Consider the following 16,664-nt stretch of genomic DNA (forward strand, 5'->3'; position numbering starts at 1 on the left):
ATGTCGCGCATTGACGAAAGCCTGCCCTTCCATCCGGTCCGCATCGCCGTGCTGACGGTCAGCGACACCCGGACCCCCGACACGGACCGGTCCGGTGACACGCTGGTCGAGCGGTTGACGGGGGCAGGGCATATGCTGGCGGCGCGCGGGATCGTGCCGGATGAGCGCGCCACCATCGCCGCCCGGCTGCGGGACTGGATCGCCGACCCCGGGGTGGATGCCATCCTGACCACGGGGGGCACTGGCCTGACCGGGCGGGATGTCACGGTGGAAGCGCACCGGGATGTCTATGAGAAAGAGATCGAGGCGTTCGGGACGGTGTTCACCCTCGTCAGCATGCAGAAGATCGGCACCAGCGCCGTGCAAAGCCGCGCCTGTGGCGGTGTGGCGGGGGGGACCTACCTATTTGCGCTGCCCGGCAGCCCCGGGGCGTGCCGGGATGCCTGGGACGAAATTCTGGTCCTTCAGTTCGACAGCCGCCACCGCCCCTGCAACTTTGTCGAAATCATGCCGCGGCTGGAAGAGCATTTGCGACGGAAATAGCCGCCCGGCGCGTAACATCTGCGTATGCCGGGCCATCTTTGCTGGTGTTGTGCTGCTGTTGCGCTAGGTCTTGGCCACCAATCAAGAGGCAGGTATGCGGTTTCTGAGGCGAAGTCTGACGGGGCTCTTCCTTCTTGCGGTGACGCTGGGCCTTCTGGGGCTGGCAGCTGTGACGGTGGGAAATGCCCTGCGGCAAAGCCTTTCCGATGATCGCCCCGGCCGCACCCCCGAAGAACGCGTGGTCGCGGCCAATGTGCTGACCCTGACGCCGGGAACGGTCACACCGCAGATGACCGCCTTCGGCAAGGTCGAGGCGCGGCGGACGCTGGAACTGCGGAGCCGGGCCGGGGGCACGGTGGTCTGGGTTGCGGACAGCTTTCGCAACGGACTTGCCGTGACTGAAGGCGAGGTGCTGGTCCGGTTGGACCCGGCCCCGGCGGCTGAGGCGCTTGCGCTTGCGCAGGCGGGCCTGACCGAGGCGCGTGCCGCAGCGGATGAGGCGGTGGCTGCAGTGGATCTGGCCCGCGACGACCTTGCAGCAGCCGAGGCGCAGGTGGAGTTGCGGCGGCAGGCCTTGGCCCGGCAACAGGACCTTGCCGCGCGCGGGGCGGGGTCTTCGCAAGCGGTCGAGACGGCAGAACTGGCGCTGTCGGCGGCGGATCAGTCGGTGCTGTCGCGGCGGCAGGCCTTGGCTTCCGCCATCGCGCGGGTGGATCAGACGGCAGTTGCGGTGACGCGGGCCGAGATCGCCCTGACCGAAGCGGAACGCGGACTTGCGGATACCGAACTGCGCGCCGGGCTGGCGGGCCGTGTCGATGGCGTGACACTGGTGACCGGAGCCGTCGTCGGCGCGAATGAAGTGTTCGGGCGGATCGTCGACCTGCTGGCGCTGGACGTGGCCGTGCGCTTGTCGACGGCGCAGTTCGGCGGCCTGCTTGGATCTGATGGCGCCTTGCGCGACGCGCTTGTCACCGTCCGTCCGGGTGGCGCGGGCGAGGTGACCTTGACGGGCCGGCTGGACCGGGTGGGTGCGGCGGTTGGCGAAGGTCAGACCGGTCGTCTGGTCTATGTCGCCATGGACGCCGCACCGGGTGTGGAAACCTTGTTGCAGCCGGGCGACTTCGTGTCGGTCAGCATCGAGGAGGCAGCTTTGCCAGATGCTGCGGTGTTGCCCGCCACGGCATTGGGGCGCAACGGCACCCTGCTTGCCCTTGGCGCCGAGGATCGGCTGGAGGAAGTCGCGGTTGATGTCCTGCGGCGGCACGGCGATGACGTGATCATCCGCGTGGGCAGCCTTGCCGGGCGTGATGTGGTGTCCGAAAGGTCGGCCTTTCTGGGTGACGGCATCCGCATTCGCCCGATCCGCCCGCAGGCCGCGGCTGATGTCTTTCTGACCCCCGAACGCCGGGCGGTTCTGATGGCGCTGGTCGAAGCCAGTCAATCGCTTGCCGAGGCGGAAAAGACCGCCCTGCTGCGCGCGCTTGAAGCGGAAACCGTTCCGGCCGAGATGATCGACCGGCTGGAGCGGCGGATGGACGGGTAAGATGGACCTGATCCGCTACTTTGCCCGCCACCGGACCATTGCCAACCTGCTGCTGGTCCTCATGGTGGTGGCGGGGGTTGTCGCCGCGTCCAACATGCGGGCGCAGTACTTTCCCGATGTGATCCTGAACGAGGTTGGCGTCACCGTCGTCTGGGATGGTGCCGGGGCCGAAGATGTCGACCGCGCGATTGTTCAGGTGCTGGAGCCGGTGTTTCTGGCGATTGACGGGGTGGCGGGCGTGACATCCAGCGCCAGTGAGGGCCGCGCCGACATTGATCTTGAATTCGAACCGAAATTCGACCTTGCCGCCGCCGAGGAAGAGGTGCAGGCCGCCGTCGACGCGGTCAACACCCTGCCCGAAGGATCCGAAGATCCGATAGTTGCCTCGGCGGCCTGGCGGGACCGGGTCACGGATGTGCTGATCAGCGGGCCGGTGGGCGTGGATCAGTTGGCGCGTTTCGCCGATGAATTCACTGGCCGCCTGTTTTCAGCCGGGATCACGCGCGCCACCATCACCGGGCTGGCCAGCCCGGAACTGGTGGTGGAAATCCCGTCGACCGTGCTGATGCGCCACGACATCACCATGGCCGACGTGGCCAGCGCCATCGCTGCTGCCGTGGCGGATTCCCCGGCGGGCGAACTGGGTGAGGGCGCGCGGCTGCGGACCGGGACGGAACGGCGGACGGCGGCGGAAATCGGGGCGATCATCCTGCGGTCGGCCCCGGATGGCAGCACGCTGACTGTGGGCGACATCGCCACCCTTCGCGCCAACAGCGTCAACTCGGTGCGGGCGTCCTTTGTCGGGGACAACCCGGCGATGGCCATCCGGGTGGACCGGGCCGATGACGGTGACGCGATCCGCATGCAGGCCACCGTTTCGGACGTCGCAGCGCAGATGCAGCTTGGCCTGCCGCCCGGTGTGACGGTGGAACTGGTCCGCACACGGGCCGAACAGATCAGCGACCGGCTGGTCCTGTTGATCGACAATGGCCTGACCGGGCTGGCGCTGGTGCTGGGGCTGCTGTTCCTGTTCCTGAACGCCCGCATCGCCTTTTGGGTCGCGGCGGGCATTCCTGCGGCCATGATCGCGGCGCTTGCCGGAATGTGGGCGCTTGGGGTGACGCTGAACATGATGTCGCTCTTTGCGCTGATCATCATGCTGGGCATCGTGGTCGATGACGCCATCGTGGTTGGCGAACACGCCGACTTCCGCGTGCGCAAGCTGGGGGAACCGCCTGCGCTGGCCGCCGAAAACGCCGCGCGCTGGATGGCGGCACCGGTCTTTGCGTCCTCCATCACCACGATCATCGCCTTCCTTGGCCTGCTGGCCGTCGGCGGGCGGTTTGGTGAGCTGATCCTGGCCATCCCGCTGACGGTGGTGGTGGTGCTGATCGCCTCGCTGGTGGAGTGTTTCCTGATCCTGCCGAACCACCTGAAACATTCGCTCACCGCCACAGGGGAGGACCGCTGGTACGACTGGCCCTCGCGTCAGGTGAACCGGGGCATGGCATGGTTTGAAACCTGGGTCATCCGCCCGGTCATGCGCTGGGTGATCATCGCGCGCTATCCCGTGCTGGCCGCCACGGTGCTGGCGCTGGCGCTGCAGGTGGCGCTGTTCATCCGGGGTGACGTCCAGTTCCGCTTCTTCGCCCCGCCCGAACAGGCCTCGGTCAGCGGCAGTTTTTCCATGCTGCCCGGTGCCACGCGCGACGACACGCTGGAGATGCTGCGCGAATTGCAGCGCGCGACCGATGCGGTCATGGCGCGGTTCGAGGCCGAGCATGGCCAGAGCCCGGCCACCTTCGTGCTGGCGGAAATCGGCGGCGGGGTCGGGCGCAGGCTGGCCGGTGCCGACACCAAGGGGCCAGACCTGATCGGCTCGATCTCGATGGAACTGATCAGCCCCGACCAGCGGCCCTATCCCACGTCCGAGGTCATCACGGCCCTGCAGGACGAGGTTGTGGCGCATCCGCTTCTGGAAGAGCTTAGCTTCCGGAACGCGTTTTTCGGGCCGGGGGGCGATTCCCTGTCCGTCGACTTTTACGGTGGCGAAGCCGAGACGCTGAAAGCAGCGGCTGAGGCCCTTAAGGCAGAGCTTTCGGCCTATCCCGAAGTGTCGGGCCTGGAAGATTCGCTGTCCTATGACAAGGAAGAGCTGATCCTGACCCTGACCCCGCAGGGTGACGCCTTGGGCTTTGACACCGCCACCCTTGGCCGCGCCCTGCGCGAACGGCTGAGCGGGATCGAAGCGGCGACCTTCCCCGATGGCCCGCGCGAGGCGTCCATCCGGGTGGAACTGCCGGAAGCGGAACTGACGGCGGATTTCCTGAACACCAGCCTGATCCGCGCCGGGGCCGGGGTCTATGTGCCCTTGTCCGAAATCGTTCAGGTGGAAAGCCGGTCTGGCTTTTCAACGGTGCGGCGCGAAAACGGGCAGCGCACCGTCAGCGTGACCGGCGCGCTTGCCGAGGACGACCCGGCCCGTGCCACCGAAGTGCAGCGCGCCCTGAACGAAGAGATCCTGCCCCGCGTGGCGCAGGAATTCGGGCTGGACTGGCAGCTTTCCGGCCAGGCCGCGGATGAGCGCGAGTTTCTGGGGGGCGCCGCCGTTGGGCTGGTGCTGTGCCTGCTGGGCATCTACCTGGCGCTCGCCTGGATCTTCGCGCATTGGACGCGGCCGCTGGTCGTGATGTCGGTGATCCCCTTCGGCCTTGTCGGCGCGGTCTTCGGACATTGGGTCTGGGGGATGCCGTTGTCGATGTTCTCCATCGTTGGGCTGATCGGCATGGCGGGGATCATCGTCAACGACAGCATCGTTCTGGTCAGCACCATCGACCAGTATTCAGAACGCCGCGGCTTGCGACCGGCGATCATCGACGGCGTGGCCGACCGGTTCCGCCCGGTCCTGCTGACGACCCTGACCACGGTGCTGGGGCTGGCGCCGTTGCTTTACGAAGAATCGTCTCAGGCCGAGTTCCTGAAGCCCACGGTGATCACGCTGGTGTTCGGCCTTGGGTTCGGGATGCTGCTGGTGCTGGTCGTAGTCCCGGCCCTGCTGGCCGCGCAAACCGATGTCGCCCGCGCCTTCCGCGCCTTGAAGCGGGTTATGCGCCGTGGCCCGCGCGGGGCGCGTCTGGCCGTGGCAGCAGGGGCGGCGGGGATGCTGGCGCTGGCCGCTGTCCTGCCGCTTTGGTCTGCGCTGACCGGGGCTTTGCCGGGCTGGCTGATGGCGCTGTGGCCAGAGTTGGCCGGCGCGCCCGTTGGCCTGACAGCGGCGGGGCTGTTTCTGATCGGAGCGCTGGCCCTTTGGGTGGTGTCGGCCCTTGCCGCGCTGGTCACCCTGCGTCAGCAGCGCGGTCAGGGCTAGGCCGTTCCTCCCGCAGTCCGGTTCCGGCAGCAAGGCGCGACAGCGGGCAGCTTTGCAACGTCAAGGCGCCGGGCAGCCCCGAACCTCGATCGCGCGGCCTTGCGACAGGATCGTCATCACCACCCCGGACCGGTCAAGGGCAAAGGGCGCCCCGTCGGGTGGAACCAGTTCCGTCATCGTGACCAACTCCCCCCCCTCGCGCTGGGTCACGGCCTCGGACACCCAGACTGCGGGGTCGGCGGTTTCAAACGCCACAACCTCGGGGCTGCCCGGATCGGGAAGGCGCATCCGCGCGGTCAGGCGCAAGCCATCCGCAATCGGATCGACCACGCAAGACACCGTCGTCACCCCCGCATCAAGCGCCGAGGTGGCCAGTGTCTTCAGCGCGCTTCGGATCCCCTCATCCGGCGCGCCGGGGGGCATCAGGTCAGCGATCAGCGCAAGGTTGGCTGGCAGACAGATTTCGTCACAGACCCCAAGGTCAACCGACACCTGCAGCTTGACAGGCATGGACGGGTCCACCGCCACCACCTCGATCGGCAAAAGCAGCCGGTCATGGTAGCCGATCGTCTGCATGCCGTTGGTTTCAAACACCGAAGGCGCGGGCCAGTGGATATGGACGGACTTCACATTCGTCGAACCTGACCAGTCAAAGCTGGGGGGAATGCCCGCCTCGCCCGGGCTGCGCCAATAGGTTTTCCATCCCGGCGCAAGGGTCATGTCCATGGCCGCCATATGCGCGCCGCTGTCCATCTGCCACCCGGGGCGCAAGATGGCGGACAGGACATCATCCTGCGTGGTTGCAGCCGCCGGTGTGGTCGTCAGGGCGAGAAGAAGGGAAAGCACGGTTCTGGTCATGCCAGCACCATAAAGAGTGACCTTCCCAAGGGAAATCACTTTGCGGCGAAGGAACGTGAGCGTGATCTTCCGCCAAAGGGGCTTGAGACCCGCGCCCCCGGGGGCCATGTTGAGGGCATGGTTTCGGGAGCGAAAACATGATGGACCTGGCCGGACAGATCCTGATCGCGATGCCGGGCATGGCAGACCCGCGCTTTGACCGAAGCGTGATCCTGGTCTGTGCGCATTCGGGCGATGGGGCCATGGGGCTGATCGTCAACAAGCCGCTGGAGGATCTGAGCTTTTCCGGGCTGCTGGAGCACCTTGGCATCCCCCGCGTGCCCGAGGGGCGGGATATCCACGTCCATCTGGGCGGCCCGGTGGAGCGGGGGCGGGGGTTTGTCCTGCACTCCCCCGACTGGCAGATGGGCCGGGGCACGATGGCTGTGCCGGGCGGGTACGGCATGACCGCGACGACGGATATTCTGGAGGCTTTGGCCAAGGGCGGGGGGCCGGCCAACGCCTTGCTGGCGCTGGGCTATTCCGGCTGGGGGCCGGGCCAGCTGGAGGCCGAGATCGCGCGGAACGACTGGCTGACCTGTGATGCGGCGGAGGGGCTGGTGTTCGGGGCGGATGACCGGGTGAAATGGTCAGCGGCGCTGCGGGGGATGGGGATTGATCCTTTGACGCTGAGTGCGGCGGCGGGGCGAGCGTAGCGGCCGCAAGGGATTGGGGGCGGTGGGTTGGCACCCACCCTACGGCCAATCGCTGTTGGCCTCACTCCCCATACGGCACCCAGACTGTCTTGACCTCGGTGGCCTGGGACAGGAACGTCCGGCCTTCGCCCTCGGGTCCCATCCAGTTCCTCGCGCGGCCGTGGTTGACCCAGGTGCGTTTGACGTTGCTGGCCGCCTCGCGCTCGATGAGGGCGGAGAGAGGGTGGGAGGAGAAGCTCCACACCGCGTCGACGTCCATGTGGCCGGCGAGGCTCTTGGCGAGGTCTTGCGGAGGGCCGGTGACGATGTTGACGACCCCGGCGGGGACGTCGGAGGTGTCGAGGATCTGGTAGAAGTCGGTGGCGCTCAGGGGGTGCTGGCCGGGGACGAGGATCACCGTGTTGCCCATCGCGATGGCGGGGGCCATGAGGGAGATGAGGCCGAGGAGGGGGGCCTCGTCGGGGCAAAGCGCGCCGATCACGCCGGTGGGCTCGTTCATCGCCAGCGCGATGCCGCGGATGGGGACGGATTTGGCGTGCCCGTCATATTTGTCGGCCCAGGCGGCGTAGGTGAAGAGGCGTTGGATGCTCGCGTCCACCTCGGTCTGGCCGGGTTTGCCGGTGAGGTCTTGCAGTCTGGTGGCGAACTCGGTGGCACGGGCGGAGAGGTTTTCGGCGATGAAGTAGAGGACCTGCGCGCGGTTGTAGGCGGTGGTCTTGGCCCAGGATTTGGCGGCGTGGGCGGCTTCGACCGCGTTCCTTATGTCCTTGCGGTTGCCGATGCCGACATGGCCGAGGAGTTTACCTTTGGGGCTGTAGACGGGTTGCGAGTAGCCGGAGTCCGGCCGGGCCTGTTTGCCGCCGATGTACATCTTGGCGGTACGGTCGAGGGCGTCGACTTGTGGCTCGCTGGGGACCGCTGGTGTGGTGGCCGGTTTGAGGGCGACGGGTTTGAGGCTGGGTTTGAGGTAGGCCATCAGGCCCTCCCACCCGCCCTCACGTCCGAAGCCGGATTCGCGGACGCCGCCAAAGCCTGCGGCGGCGTCGAAGAGGTTGGTGGCGTTGACCCAGACGACTCCGGCCTTGAGTTTGGGGGCGATGTCGAGGGCGAGGTTGATGTTCTCGGTCCAGACCGTCGCGGCGAGGCCGTATTTGGTGTTGTTGGCGAGTTGGACGGCTTCTTCGGGCGTGCGGAAGGTCATGGCGACGAGGACGGGGCCGAAGATTTCTTCCTGCATCAGCGGGGAGGCGGTGCCGAGGCCGGTGATGAGGGTGGGGGGTAGAAGGAGCCCTGGGCGGGGAGGGGGCAGGGGGCCTGGTAGTGGTCGCCCTCGGGGTTTTCTTTGACTAGTCGGGTGATGGTGTCGAGCTGGATGGGGTCAACGATGGCGCCGATGTCGATGGCCTTGTCGAGGGGGTCTCCGACCCGCAGGCCGTCCATCCGGCGCTTGAGCTTGTCGTAGAAGCGGGGGGCGATGCCTTCCTGGACAAGGAGGCGGGAGCCGGCGCAGCAGACCTGGCCCTGGTTGAACCAGATCGCATCGACGAGGCCTTCGATGGCGGAGTCGAGGTCGGCGTCGTCGAAGACGATGTAGGGGGATTTGCCGCCAAGCTCCAAGGTGAGGGCTTTGCCGGTGCCGGCCGTCGCTTCGCGGATGCGCTTGCCGACGGAGGTGGAGCCGGTGAAGGCGATCTTGTCGACTTCCGCGTCTACCAGCGCGGCTCCGGTGCTGCCGTCGCCGGTGACGATGTTGAGCACACCCTTGGGCAGGCCCGCCTCACGGCTGATCTCGGCGAAGAGGAGGGCGGTGAGGGGGGTGTATTCGGCGGGTTTGAGGACGATGGTGTTCCCGGCAGCCAACGCAGGGGCGACCTTCCACGCGAGCATGAGAAGCGGGAAGTTCCAGGGGATGATCGCGCCGCAGACCCCCAAGGCGGTGAGGTCGGGATGTTCGGAGGGGAGGAGTTGGGCCAACCCTGCGTGGTAGGAGAAGTGGCGGGCGACGAGGGGGATGTCGATGTCGCGGCTCTCGCGGATCGGTTTGCCGTTGTCGAGGGTTTCAAGAACGGCGAGCAGGCGGGCGTGCTTTTGCGTGAGCCTTGCCAGCGCGTAGAGATACTGCGCGCGCTTGTGGGCGGGGAGTTTCGCCCAGCCGGGTTGGGCGCGGCGGGCGGCTTTCACGGCAGCGGTGACGTCCTCGGCAGTGCCTTGGGTGACCTGCGCGAGGGGTTTGCCGGTGGCGGGGTTTGCCGTGGCGAAGGTTTCACCCGGCTTGGTGAAGGACCCGTCGATGAAGTGGCCGAAGGTCCCGTTGTGCCTGGCGATCCAGGCGAGGGCTTCTGCGGCGGATTCCGGGGCGGGGCCGTAGGCCATGCTGTCGAAGATTTCCTTGATGGTCATGGGGTCCCTCAATGATGCGGGGCGGGCTCGGCGATGACTTCGTCACTCCTCGCAGGGGGGGCGACGAGAAGACGAAGTCGAACGAGGAGGGTTTGGTGGGGAAGCATTCGTCAGCCCATCGCGTGGCGGTTGGCGGCGGAGTAGTGGCCGGTAAGGTGGTGTTCCAGCTGGCGCTCGATGTCGCCCAAAAGGCTGGAGGCGCCGAAGCGGAAGAGGTCGGGCTGCAGCCATGGGTGGCCCAGTTCGTCTTTCATTAGGGAAAGGTAGACGAGCGCGTCCTTGGCCTTGGCGATGCCGCCGGCGGGTTTGTAGCCCACCTTGAAGCCGGTGCGCGCCTCATAGTCACGGATGGCGCGGATCATGGTCAGGCTGACGGGGAGGGTGGCGTTGACGCCCTCTTTCCCGGTCGAGGTCTTGATGAAATCGGCCCCGGCCATCATGCAGATCAGGCTGGCGCGGGCGACGTTGCGAAGCGTGCCAAGTTCGCCGGTGGCGAGGATCGCCTTGACATGGGCGTCACCGCAGGCGGCGCGCATCTCGGCCATCTCATCATAAAGGGCCTGCCAGTTCTGCGTGAGGACATGGCGGCGGGAGATGACGATGTCGATCTCCTTCGCCCCAGCGCGGACGCTTTCGCCGATCTCCATGATCCGAAGTTTGTAGGGCGACAAGCCCGCCGGAAAGCCGGTTGAGACGGCGGCAACAGGGATCGAGGTTCCCTCCAGCGCGCGCACGGCGGTTTCGACCATCTCGTGGTAGACACAGACGGCGCCGGTGGTCAGGCCGGTCATCCCCAGGCGTTCCAGCATCCAGGGGGCCACGGGCTGGCGGGCCTTGGCGCAAAGGCGCTGGACGCGGCCTGCGGTGTCATCTCCGGACAGGGTGGTCAGGTCGATCAGGCTGATGGCTTTAAGAAGCCAAGCGGCCTGAAACTCTTTCTTCACCGACCGGCGGCCGGGCAGGGTGGCGGCGCGGCGCTCGATCGCGGAGGTGTTGGCCTGCACGGCGGCGACCCAGTCCAGGTCCAGCGCCATGCCGGGATTGCGGGCGTGGGTCACCTGCGGCAAAAGACCCTGCGTGGGCGATGTCGTCGTATCCATGGTCCCCTCCCGCCGCCAAGCGATGGATGTGACGATGCCACGCGGGGCGCGGGCGGACAAGGGCGGTGGCTGCAGAAATTTGACCGCATGGTCAAAAGTCAAGCTCAGCCGTCGCTGCGGTCGTCCTCAAGTGTGGCCCAAGGCGTACCGGTGCCGGGGTCGGGCAGGCTGGCCGGGTCTTCGTTCCGCATCAGCAGGGTCTTGGCAAGGAACAGGGCCGAGATTGGTGCGGTCAGGAGGAGGAAGACGGTGATCAGCAGCTCCTGCCAGCTGATGCTGCCCTGCGGCACCATGTCGAGGGCCGAAACCAGAAGGGCCGCGCCGACGCCGATGGTCGTGGCCTTGGTCGGCGCGTGCAGGCGCTGCATCGGCTGGGGCAGGCGAAGCAGGCCATAGCTGCCAACCAGCGCGAAGATGCCGCCGCCGACAAGCATGGCCGCAAGGAACAGCTCCAGCAGCAGGGACAAGGTGGGTGTCATTCGATGATGCTCCCCCGCAGGAGGTATTTGCAGTAGGCGACTGTGCCGACAAAGCTGGTCAGGGCCAAAAGGATCGCCGCCTCAAGATACAGGCCGGTACCGGCCCAGATGCCGTAAAGGACCACCAGCGCGAGCGTGTTCACCGTCATCGTGTCCAGCGTCAGGATCTTGTCGGTGATCGTGGGGGCGTTGAACAGGCGGATCAGGTTCAGGATCAGCGCGAGGCAGATGCAGCCGATCATGAAGGTCAGGGCGGTGCTGAGGATCATTCGAAAATCCTTTTCAGGCGGGCCTCATACCGGGCCTTGATGTCGTCACGCACGGCGGCAGGGTCGGGGGCGTGCAGCGAATGGATCAGCAGCGCGCGACCGCAGGCCGACATGTCGGCGGTCAGGGTGCCGGGGGTCATGGTGATGGTACCGGCCAGCAACGTGATCGCTTCGGGTGAGCGCAGGTCAAGCGGGACAGTCACCCATGCCGAACGGATCTTGTCCTTCGGCATAAACAGGACGATCCGCGCCACCTGAAAGTTGGCGACGATCACGTCCCACATCACCAAGATCGAATAGGCTGCAAGGCCGAAGGGACGCCGCACCTTTGGACGGTCCGGCCACCAGGCCGAGGTCAGGTGCGGGATCACCGTGGCAAGGAAGACGGCCATGACCAGACTGCCGACCTTCCACTGGTTGACCAGAAGGAACCAGAAGACGATCAGCGTCAGCGTCAGGTAGGGGTGCGGGAACAGGCGCTTCAGCATGGCTTACCTTTCCTGTCCCAGTTGGTTGGCGGCGATGTAACCGTCAGGCGCGTAAAGCGTGGCGGCGGTTTCGGTCAGCCAGTCGGTGATCGGCCCGGCAAGGATCGTCAGCAGGGCCAAGGCCACCACAAGGCCGATGGTGGCGGTAAAGGCAAGGCCTTCGGGGCGCGGCTCCTCGGGCTGGGCGTCAAGCGCGCTGGCCTTCCAGAAGATGTGGGAACCGGCCCGGGCGTAGCCAAGGATCATCAGGAAGGAGGAGCCGAGGACAGTTGACCAGATCAGCGCCGTCTGGTCGCGGAAGGCGTCAAGGACCAGAAGTTTGCCGATGAAGCCGGAAAGCGGCGGCATCCCGGCCATGGCGACGGCGGCGGCAAGGTAGAGCGACGCGATCAGCCCCGATTGCGCGATGGGGGGCGCGGTATCATCCAGCCGCGCGTGGGTCCGGCGACGGGTGACAAGGTCAGCCACAAGGAACAACGCAGCGGTCGCAAGGGTCGAATGCAGGATATAGTAGAGTGCCGCCGCGGTGGTCTCCGGGGTGAACGCCCCGATGGCGATGAAGGCGGTGCCCATCGAGGCGATGGCGCCAAAGGCCACCAGACGTGGCAGGGTGGACGCCCCAAGGACGCCGACGGCGCCAACGACCAGCGTCACCAGCCCGGCGGGCAGGATCAGGCTGGAGAGGAGGTCGCCCGTGGCGGCAAGGCTTGGTGGAAAGACCAGCGTGCCAAAGCGCAGGGTGGCATAGGCGCCAACCTTGGTCATCACCGCGAACATCGCGGCGACAACCCCCGGCGCGTTGGCATAGGTGCCGGGCAGCCAGAACTGCAGCGGCACCAGCGCGCCCTTGATCGCAAAGACCATGATCAGCATCACGGCGGCCACGCGCAGAAGCGCGGCATCGCCCTCGGGCAAGGTGGGCAGCTTCACCGCAAGGTCGGCCATGTTCAGCGTGCCGGTGACCCCATAGACCAGCGCCAATGCGAACAGGAACAGGGATGATCCAACAAGGTTGAAGGCAACATACTGGATGCCTGCCCGCGTGCGCGTGCCGCCCCCGGCATGGACCATCAGGCCGTAGGAGGCGATCAGCAGGACCTCGAAGAACACGAACAGGTTGAAGGCGTCGCCGGTCAGGAAGGCCCCGCCGATCCCCATCAGCAGGAATTGCAGCAGCGGGTGGAAATGCGCGCCCTTGGCGTCCCAGCCCGACCCGATGGCGTAAAGCACCACGGCCAGCGCCAGAAGGGCCAGCAGGGCAACCATCATGGCAGACAACCGGTCAAGGACCAGAACGATGCCGAAAGGGGCGGGCCAATCGCCAAGGAAATACGCCTCGGGGCCATGAACCGTGGCAGCCCACAGCAGCGCCAGCGCAATGCCGTTCAATGCGATGATACTGGCCACCCCGGCCACGCGCTGCAGCAGAAGATCGCCGCGCATGGTGATGACCATCAGCGCCGCCACCAGCGATGGCAGGACGACGGGGGCGATGATCCAATGGCTCATCATGTCCGGTCCCCAGTTTGCGTCTCAGTCTGCGGATCAGTCTGGGTGTCATCGTCCTTGGCGATGTTCACCTTGTCATGCCCGGCCTCAAGATGGCCGCCGATGGCCATGATCATCAGGACCGCCGTCATCCCGAAGGAAATCACGATGGCCGTCAGCACCAGCGCCTGCGGCAAGGGGTCGGCATAGGGTTCGCTGCGCCCGATGATCGGGGCGGCGTTCACCGTCAGACGGCCGGAGGTGAACAGAAACACGTTCACCCCGTAGCTGAGGAAGGTCAGCCCCAGGATCACCGGGAAAGTCCGCAGCCGCAGGATCAGGTAGATGCCGACGGCGGTCAGAAGGCCAATGGCCGATGCGACAAGCGCTTCCATCAGCGGGCCTCCTCGGCTGCGTCGGCAAGGGTTGCGGCCTCGGACGGGTTGATGTCGAAGGCGCGGGTGTTCACCGTCTCGCCCGTGCGCAGACCAAGGCGCGACAGCGAGGCCAGTGCCAGCAGGATCGCGCCAAGGACACAGAGGAACACGCCAAGGTCAAAGATTGCGGCGGTCGCCAGTTCAAACTCCTCCAGTGGCCAAAGGTTGACGTATTCAAAGCCCGAGGTCAGGAACGGCAGGCCAAAGGCCCAGGCCCCGACCCCTGCCACAACGGACACCAGCACGCCCCAGCCGATCAGCACATGGTGGTCATAGCGCTGGCGTGCATGGCTCCAGACATAGCCCGACGCCATGTATTGCATGAGGTAAGCGATGGCGAAGACAAGCCCCGCAACAAAGCCGCCGCCCGGCAGGTTGTGGCCCCGCAGGAAGATGTAGACCCCCACCATCATCGCCATCGGCAAAAGCAGGCGGGTGGACACCACCAGCATCATCGGATGGCGGTCGCCACCCTCACGCTCAGGCGCGATGCTGGCCAGTCGCCGGGTCACGGCAGGGCTGCGCAGCAGGGTTTCGGACAGGGCATAGATCACCAGCGCAGCAATCCCGAGAACGATGATCTCGCCAAAGGTATCATAGCCGCGGAAGTCCACGATGATGGTGTTGACCGCGTTGGTCCCCCCCGCACCGGGTTTCGATTCCGCAAGGTGAAAGGCCGAGATCGGGTCGAACGCCGGGCTGCGCGTCATCATCGCATAGGCCAGCCAGCCGATCCCAGCGCCCGCGATGCCCGCAATCGCGGCATCACCCAGACGGCGGATGGGCAGGCTTTCCACCGGAGTGGATTTCGGCAGGAAGTTCAGCGCCAGCAGCATCAGCAGGATCGTCACCACCTCGACCGAGATCTGCGTCAGGGCAAGGTCGGGGGCGGAAAACAGCGCGAACATCGGCGCGATCAGCAGGCCCACCACCCCGGTCAGGACCAGCGCGACCACCCGGTCACGATGGAAGAACGGCAGCGCCAGCGCCGCAAGCATCATCACCGCCCAAACGCCGGTCAGCGCAGGCGTGACCGGCAGAAGGGCGCGCGTGCCGGAGGCATGGGTCCCACCCGAGAAGGCCCAGAGTGATGCGCCCGCAATCGCCAGCACCGCCACGGCCACCGCCCGCGACAGCGAACTGTTGTGCAGGGTGTCGGTCAAGGTGCGGGACAGCGCGGCAAGCGGTTCGATGATGCCGTCGAAGATCGGCTTCGCCTCCGGCCGGGGGGTGGCGTCCCACATCGCCCGCAGGCGGGGATAGGCGCCAAGCGCCATCAGGCCACCGCCGACAGCCGCCAGCGACATCCAAAGCGCCACCGCCTCCAGCCCGTGCCAATGGGTGATCTTGGCCGTCACCACTTCACCCGTCACGGCGCTGGCGGCCACATCGACCAGCCAGGCAGCAGTGACCATCGGGAACAGGCCGATCAGCACGACAAGCAGGGCAAGGAAGGCAGGCGCGCCCCAAAGGCCGGGGCCGGGATCATGCGGGGTATGGGGATAGTCATCCCGCACCGGGCCAAGGAAGCCATGCGCCAGAAAGCGAAAGCTGTAGGCGACCGAGAACAGCGCCCCGATCGTGGCCAGCACGCCCATCGCCCAAGGGGTCAGCCAGACCGTGTGGGCCGCTTCCTCCAGCATCAACTCCTTCGACAGGAACCCGTTCAGCGGCGCGATGCCCGCCATGGAAAGTGATGCAAGCAGGGCGATCCCGAAGGTGATCGGCATCAGGGTGCGCAGGCCGCCAAGCCGGCGGAGGTCGCGGGTATGCGCCTCATGGTCGACGATCCCGGCGGTCATGAAGAGGGCTGCCTTGAAGGTCGCGTGGTTGATGATGTGGAACACGGCCACAGTGGCGGCGGCCTTGGTGCCAAAGCCCAGCAGCATGGTGATCAGGCCAAGTTGGCTGACGGTGGAAAACGCCAGCAGCGCCTTCAGGTCATCCTTGAACAGCGCGATCTTGGCGGCCATCACCATGGTGACAAGGCCGGCGGTCGAGACGATCCAGAACCACTCCGGCGTGCCCGCCAGCACCGGCCAGAGGCGTGCCATCAGGAACAGCCCCGCCTTCACCATGGTGGCCGAGTGGAGGTAGGCCGAGACCGGGGTGGGCGCCGCCATCGCATGCGGCAGCCAGAAGTGGAACGGAAACTGCGCCGATTTCGTGAAAGCCCCCAGCAGGATCAGGATCAGCGCGGGCAGATACCAGTCGCTGGCCTGGACCATCTCCTTGTTCTCAAGGATCACGGTCAGATCATAGCTGCCGACGATCCCGCCCAGGATCAGCATCCCCGCGATCAGGCAAAGCCCGCCGCCCCCGGTGACAGCCAAAGCCATCCGCGCGCCCTGGCGACCCTCGGGCAAGTGCTTCCAGTAGCCGATCAGCAGGAAGGACGAAAGCGAGGTCAGCTCCCAGAAGATCAGCAGCAGCAGGATATTGTCGGAAAGGACGATCCCCACCATCGCGCCCTGAAACAGCATGAGGTAGGTGTAAAACTGCCCCATCGGGTCAGACTTCGACAGGTAGAAGCGGGCATAGATGATGATCAGCAGGCCGATCCCAAGGATCAGCCCCGCAAACAGCAGCCCCAGCCCGTCAAGAAAGAAGTTGGCGTTCAGGCCAAGGGCGGGCAACCATTCAATCTGGGTCTGGATTACCCCCCCGGCCAGCACGGTTGGCGCGTTGAGCCCCAGAAGCACCAATGCCAGCAAGGTGACCGAACCGGTGACCGCAGCGCAGGCGTCACGTCCGGCCCGGATCATCAGGCCGGGCAAAAGCGCGCCCAGAAATGGCAGGGCCGCAATCAGGGCTAGGGACATTCGGGCAGTTTCCTCGTCGTGGCGTCTTGTCTTTTGCGGGCTTGTGCGTCGCGGCGGGTTTGGGGCGATGTGGGGTTCAGGTCAAGGGATTCAAGGCCTCAGCCGCCCGATTTCGTGCGCTTTTCCCGCAAGGGGTGCCGTCCTCGGGGCATCGAGCCCCTGCGGACGGCGCTGG

12 protein-coding genes and 1 pseudogene are annotated in these 16,664 nt (G+C 66.2%); 4 read left to right on the forward strand and 9 right to left on the reverse strand.

Annotated elements, in window-relative coordinates:
• The 3 genes from moaB to EI545_RS14520 all read left to right on the forward strand — a co-directional run bounded on the left by moaB (position 1) and on the right by EI545_RS14520 (position 5,453).
• Positions 1–543: a molybdenum cofactor biosynthesis protein B gene (gene moaB / locus EI545_RS14510; protein WP_125326135.1), complete on the forward strand. Its 543-nt coding sequence runs from the start codon at positions 1–3 to the stop codon at positions 541–543.
• A 94-nt stretch (positions 544–637) separates the two neighbouring features.
• A complete protein-coding gene (locus tag EI545_RS14515) occupies positions 638–2,086 on the forward strand; it encodes an efflux RND transporter periplasmic adaptor subunit (RefSeq protein WP_125326136.1) in 1,449 nt (482 codons plus the stop codon).
• 1 nt (position 2,087) lies between these two features.
• The gene (locus EI545_RS14520; RefSeq protein WP_125326137.1) at positions 2,088–5,453 is read left to right on the forward strand and encodes an efflux RND transporter permease subunit; all 3,366 of its coding nucleotides are present in this window, start codon (positions 2,088–2,090) and stop codon (positions 5,451–5,453) included.
• A gap of 60 nt (positions 5,454–5,513) precedes the next feature.
• Here EI545_RS14520 and EI545_RS14525 read toward each other — a convergent pair whose 3' ends face one another.
• The gene (locus EI545_RS14525) at positions 5,514–6,311 is read right to left on the reverse strand and encodes a protein-disulfide reductase DsbD domain-containing protein (protein ID WP_125326138.1); all 798 of its coding nucleotides are present in this window, start codon (positions 6,309–6,311) and stop codon (positions 5,514–5,516) included.
• 140 nt (positions 6,312–6,451) lie between these two features.
• Here EI545_RS14525 and EI545_RS14530 point away from each other — a divergent pair, with 140 nt between their 5' ends.
• Entirely contained in the window at positions 6,452–7,006 is a 555-nt protein-coding gene (locus EI545_RS14530; protein ID WP_125327548.1) for a YqgE/AlgH family protein, read from the forward strand.
• 61 nt (positions 7,007–7,067) lie between these two features.
• Here EI545_RS14530 and EI545_RS14535 read toward each other — a convergent pair.
• From EI545_RS14535 to EI545_RS14570, 8 genes and pseudogenes are all read right to left on the reverse strand, one after another.
• A pseudogene (locus EI545_RS14535) lies at positions 7,068–9,406 on the reverse strand (aldehyde dehydrogenase family protein).
• 110 nt (positions 9,407–9,516) lie between these two features.
• On the reverse strand, positions 9,517–10,506 hold the full coding sequence (gene deoC, locus EI545_RS14540; RefSeq protein WP_125326139.1) for a deoxyribose-phosphate aldolase: 990 nt from the start codon (positions 10,504–10,506) through the stop codon (positions 9,517–9,519).
• 104 nt (positions 10,507–10,610) lie between these two features.
• Complete coding sequence (locus tag EI545_RS14545) at positions 10,611–10,985, reverse strand: cation:proton antiporter (protein ID WP_245990063.1); 375 nt, start codon at positions 10,983–10,985, stop codon at positions 10,611–10,613.
• On the reverse strand, positions 10,982–11,254 hold the full coding sequence (locus tag EI545_RS14550; protein WP_425471572.1) for a K+/H+ antiporter subunit F: 273 nt from the start codon (positions 11,252–11,254) through the stop codon (positions 10,982–10,984). Before EI545_RS14550 ends, EI545_RS14545 begins: the two co-directional genes overlap by 4 nt.
• The gene (locus tag EI545_RS14555; protein ID WP_125326140.1) at positions 11,251–11,742 is read right to left on the reverse strand and encodes a Na+/H+ antiporter subunit E; all 492 of its coding nucleotides are present in this window, start codon (positions 11,740–11,742) and stop codon (positions 11,251–11,253) included. The genes EI545_RS14550 and EI545_RS14555 overlap by 4 nt, the downstream gene beginning before the upstream one ends.
• Before the next feature lie 3 nt (positions 11,743–11,745).
• The gene (locus EI545_RS14560) at positions 11,746–13,251 is read right to left on the reverse strand and encodes a monovalent cation/H+ antiporter subunit D (RefSeq protein ID WP_125327554.1); all 1,506 of its coding nucleotides are present in this window, start codon (positions 13,249–13,251) and stop codon (positions 11,746–11,748) included.
• A complete protein-coding gene (locus EI545_RS14565; RefSeq protein WP_125326141.1) occupies positions 13,251–13,625 on the reverse strand; it encodes a Na+/H+ antiporter subunit C in 375 nt (124 codons plus the stop codon). Before EI545_RS14565 ends, EI545_RS14560 begins: the two co-directional genes overlap by 1 nt.
• Complete coding sequence (locus EI545_RS14570; RefSeq protein ID WP_125326142.1) at positions 13,625–16,489, reverse strand: monovalent cation/H+ antiporter subunit A; 2,865 nt, start codon at positions 16,487–16,489, stop codon at positions 13,625–13,627. The genes EI545_RS14565 and EI545_RS14570 overlap by 1 nt, the downstream gene beginning before the upstream one ends.
• Between the last annotated feature and the right edge of the window lie 175 nt (positions 16,490–16,664).

It is taken from the genome of Tabrizicola piscis, from assembly GCF_003940805.1.
GTDB classification, from domain to species: domain Bacteria; phylum Pseudomonadota; class Alphaproteobacteria; order Rhodobacterales; family Rhodobacteraceae; genus Tabrizicola; species Tabrizicola piscis.

Excerpts from the sequence above, each read along its gene's own strand:
- EI545_RS14545 (WP_245990063.1), bottom strand. The coding sequence starts at position 10,985 with ATGACACCCACCTTGTCCCTGCTGCTGGAGCTGTTCCTTGCGGCCATG.
- EI545_RS14550 (WP_425471572.1), bottom strand. The coding sequence starts at position 11,254 with ATGATCCTCAGCACCGCCCTGACCTTCATGATCGGCTGCATCTGCCTC.
- EI545_RS14520 (WP_125326137.1), top strand. The coding sequence starts at position 2,088 with ATGGACCTGATCCGCTACTTTGCCCGCCACCGGACCATTGCCAACCTG.
- EI545_RS14525 (WP_125326138.1), bottom strand. The coding sequence starts at position 6,311 with ATGACCAGAACCGTGCTTTCCCTTCTTCTCGCCCTGACGACCACACCG.
- moaB (WP_125326135.1), top strand. The coding sequence starts at position 1 with ATGTCGCGCATTGACGAAAGCCTGCCCTTCCATCCGGTCCGCATCGCC.
- EI545_RS14565 (WP_125326141.1), bottom strand. The coding sequence starts at position 13,625 with ATGGAAGCGCTTGTCGCATCGGCCATTGGCCTTCTGACCGCCGTCGGC.
- EI545_RS14555 (WP_125326140.1), bottom strand. The coding sequence starts at position 11,742 with ATGCTGAAGCGCCTGTTCCCGCACCCCTACCTGACGCTGACGCTGATC.
- EI545_RS14515 (WP_125326136.1), top strand. The coding sequence starts at position 638 with ATGCGGTTTCTGAGGCGAAGTCTGACGGGGCTCTTCCTTCTTGCGGTG.
- EI545_RS14570 (WP_125326142.1), bottom strand. The coding sequence starts at position 16,489 with ATGTCCCTAGCCCTGATTGCGGCCCTGCCATTTCTGGGCGCGCTTTTG.
- EI545_RS14530 (WP_125327548.1), top strand. The coding sequence starts at position 6,452 with ATGGACCTGGCCGGACAGATCCTGATCGCGATGCCGGGCATGGCAGAC.
- deoC (WP_125326139.1), bottom strand. The coding sequence starts at position 10,506 with ATGGATACGACGACATCGCCCACGCAGGGTCTTTTGCCGCAGGTGACC.
- EI545_RS14560 (WP_125327554.1), bottom strand. The coding sequence starts at position 13,251 with ATGAGCCATTGGATCATCGCCCCCGTCGTCCTGCCATCGCTGGTGGCG.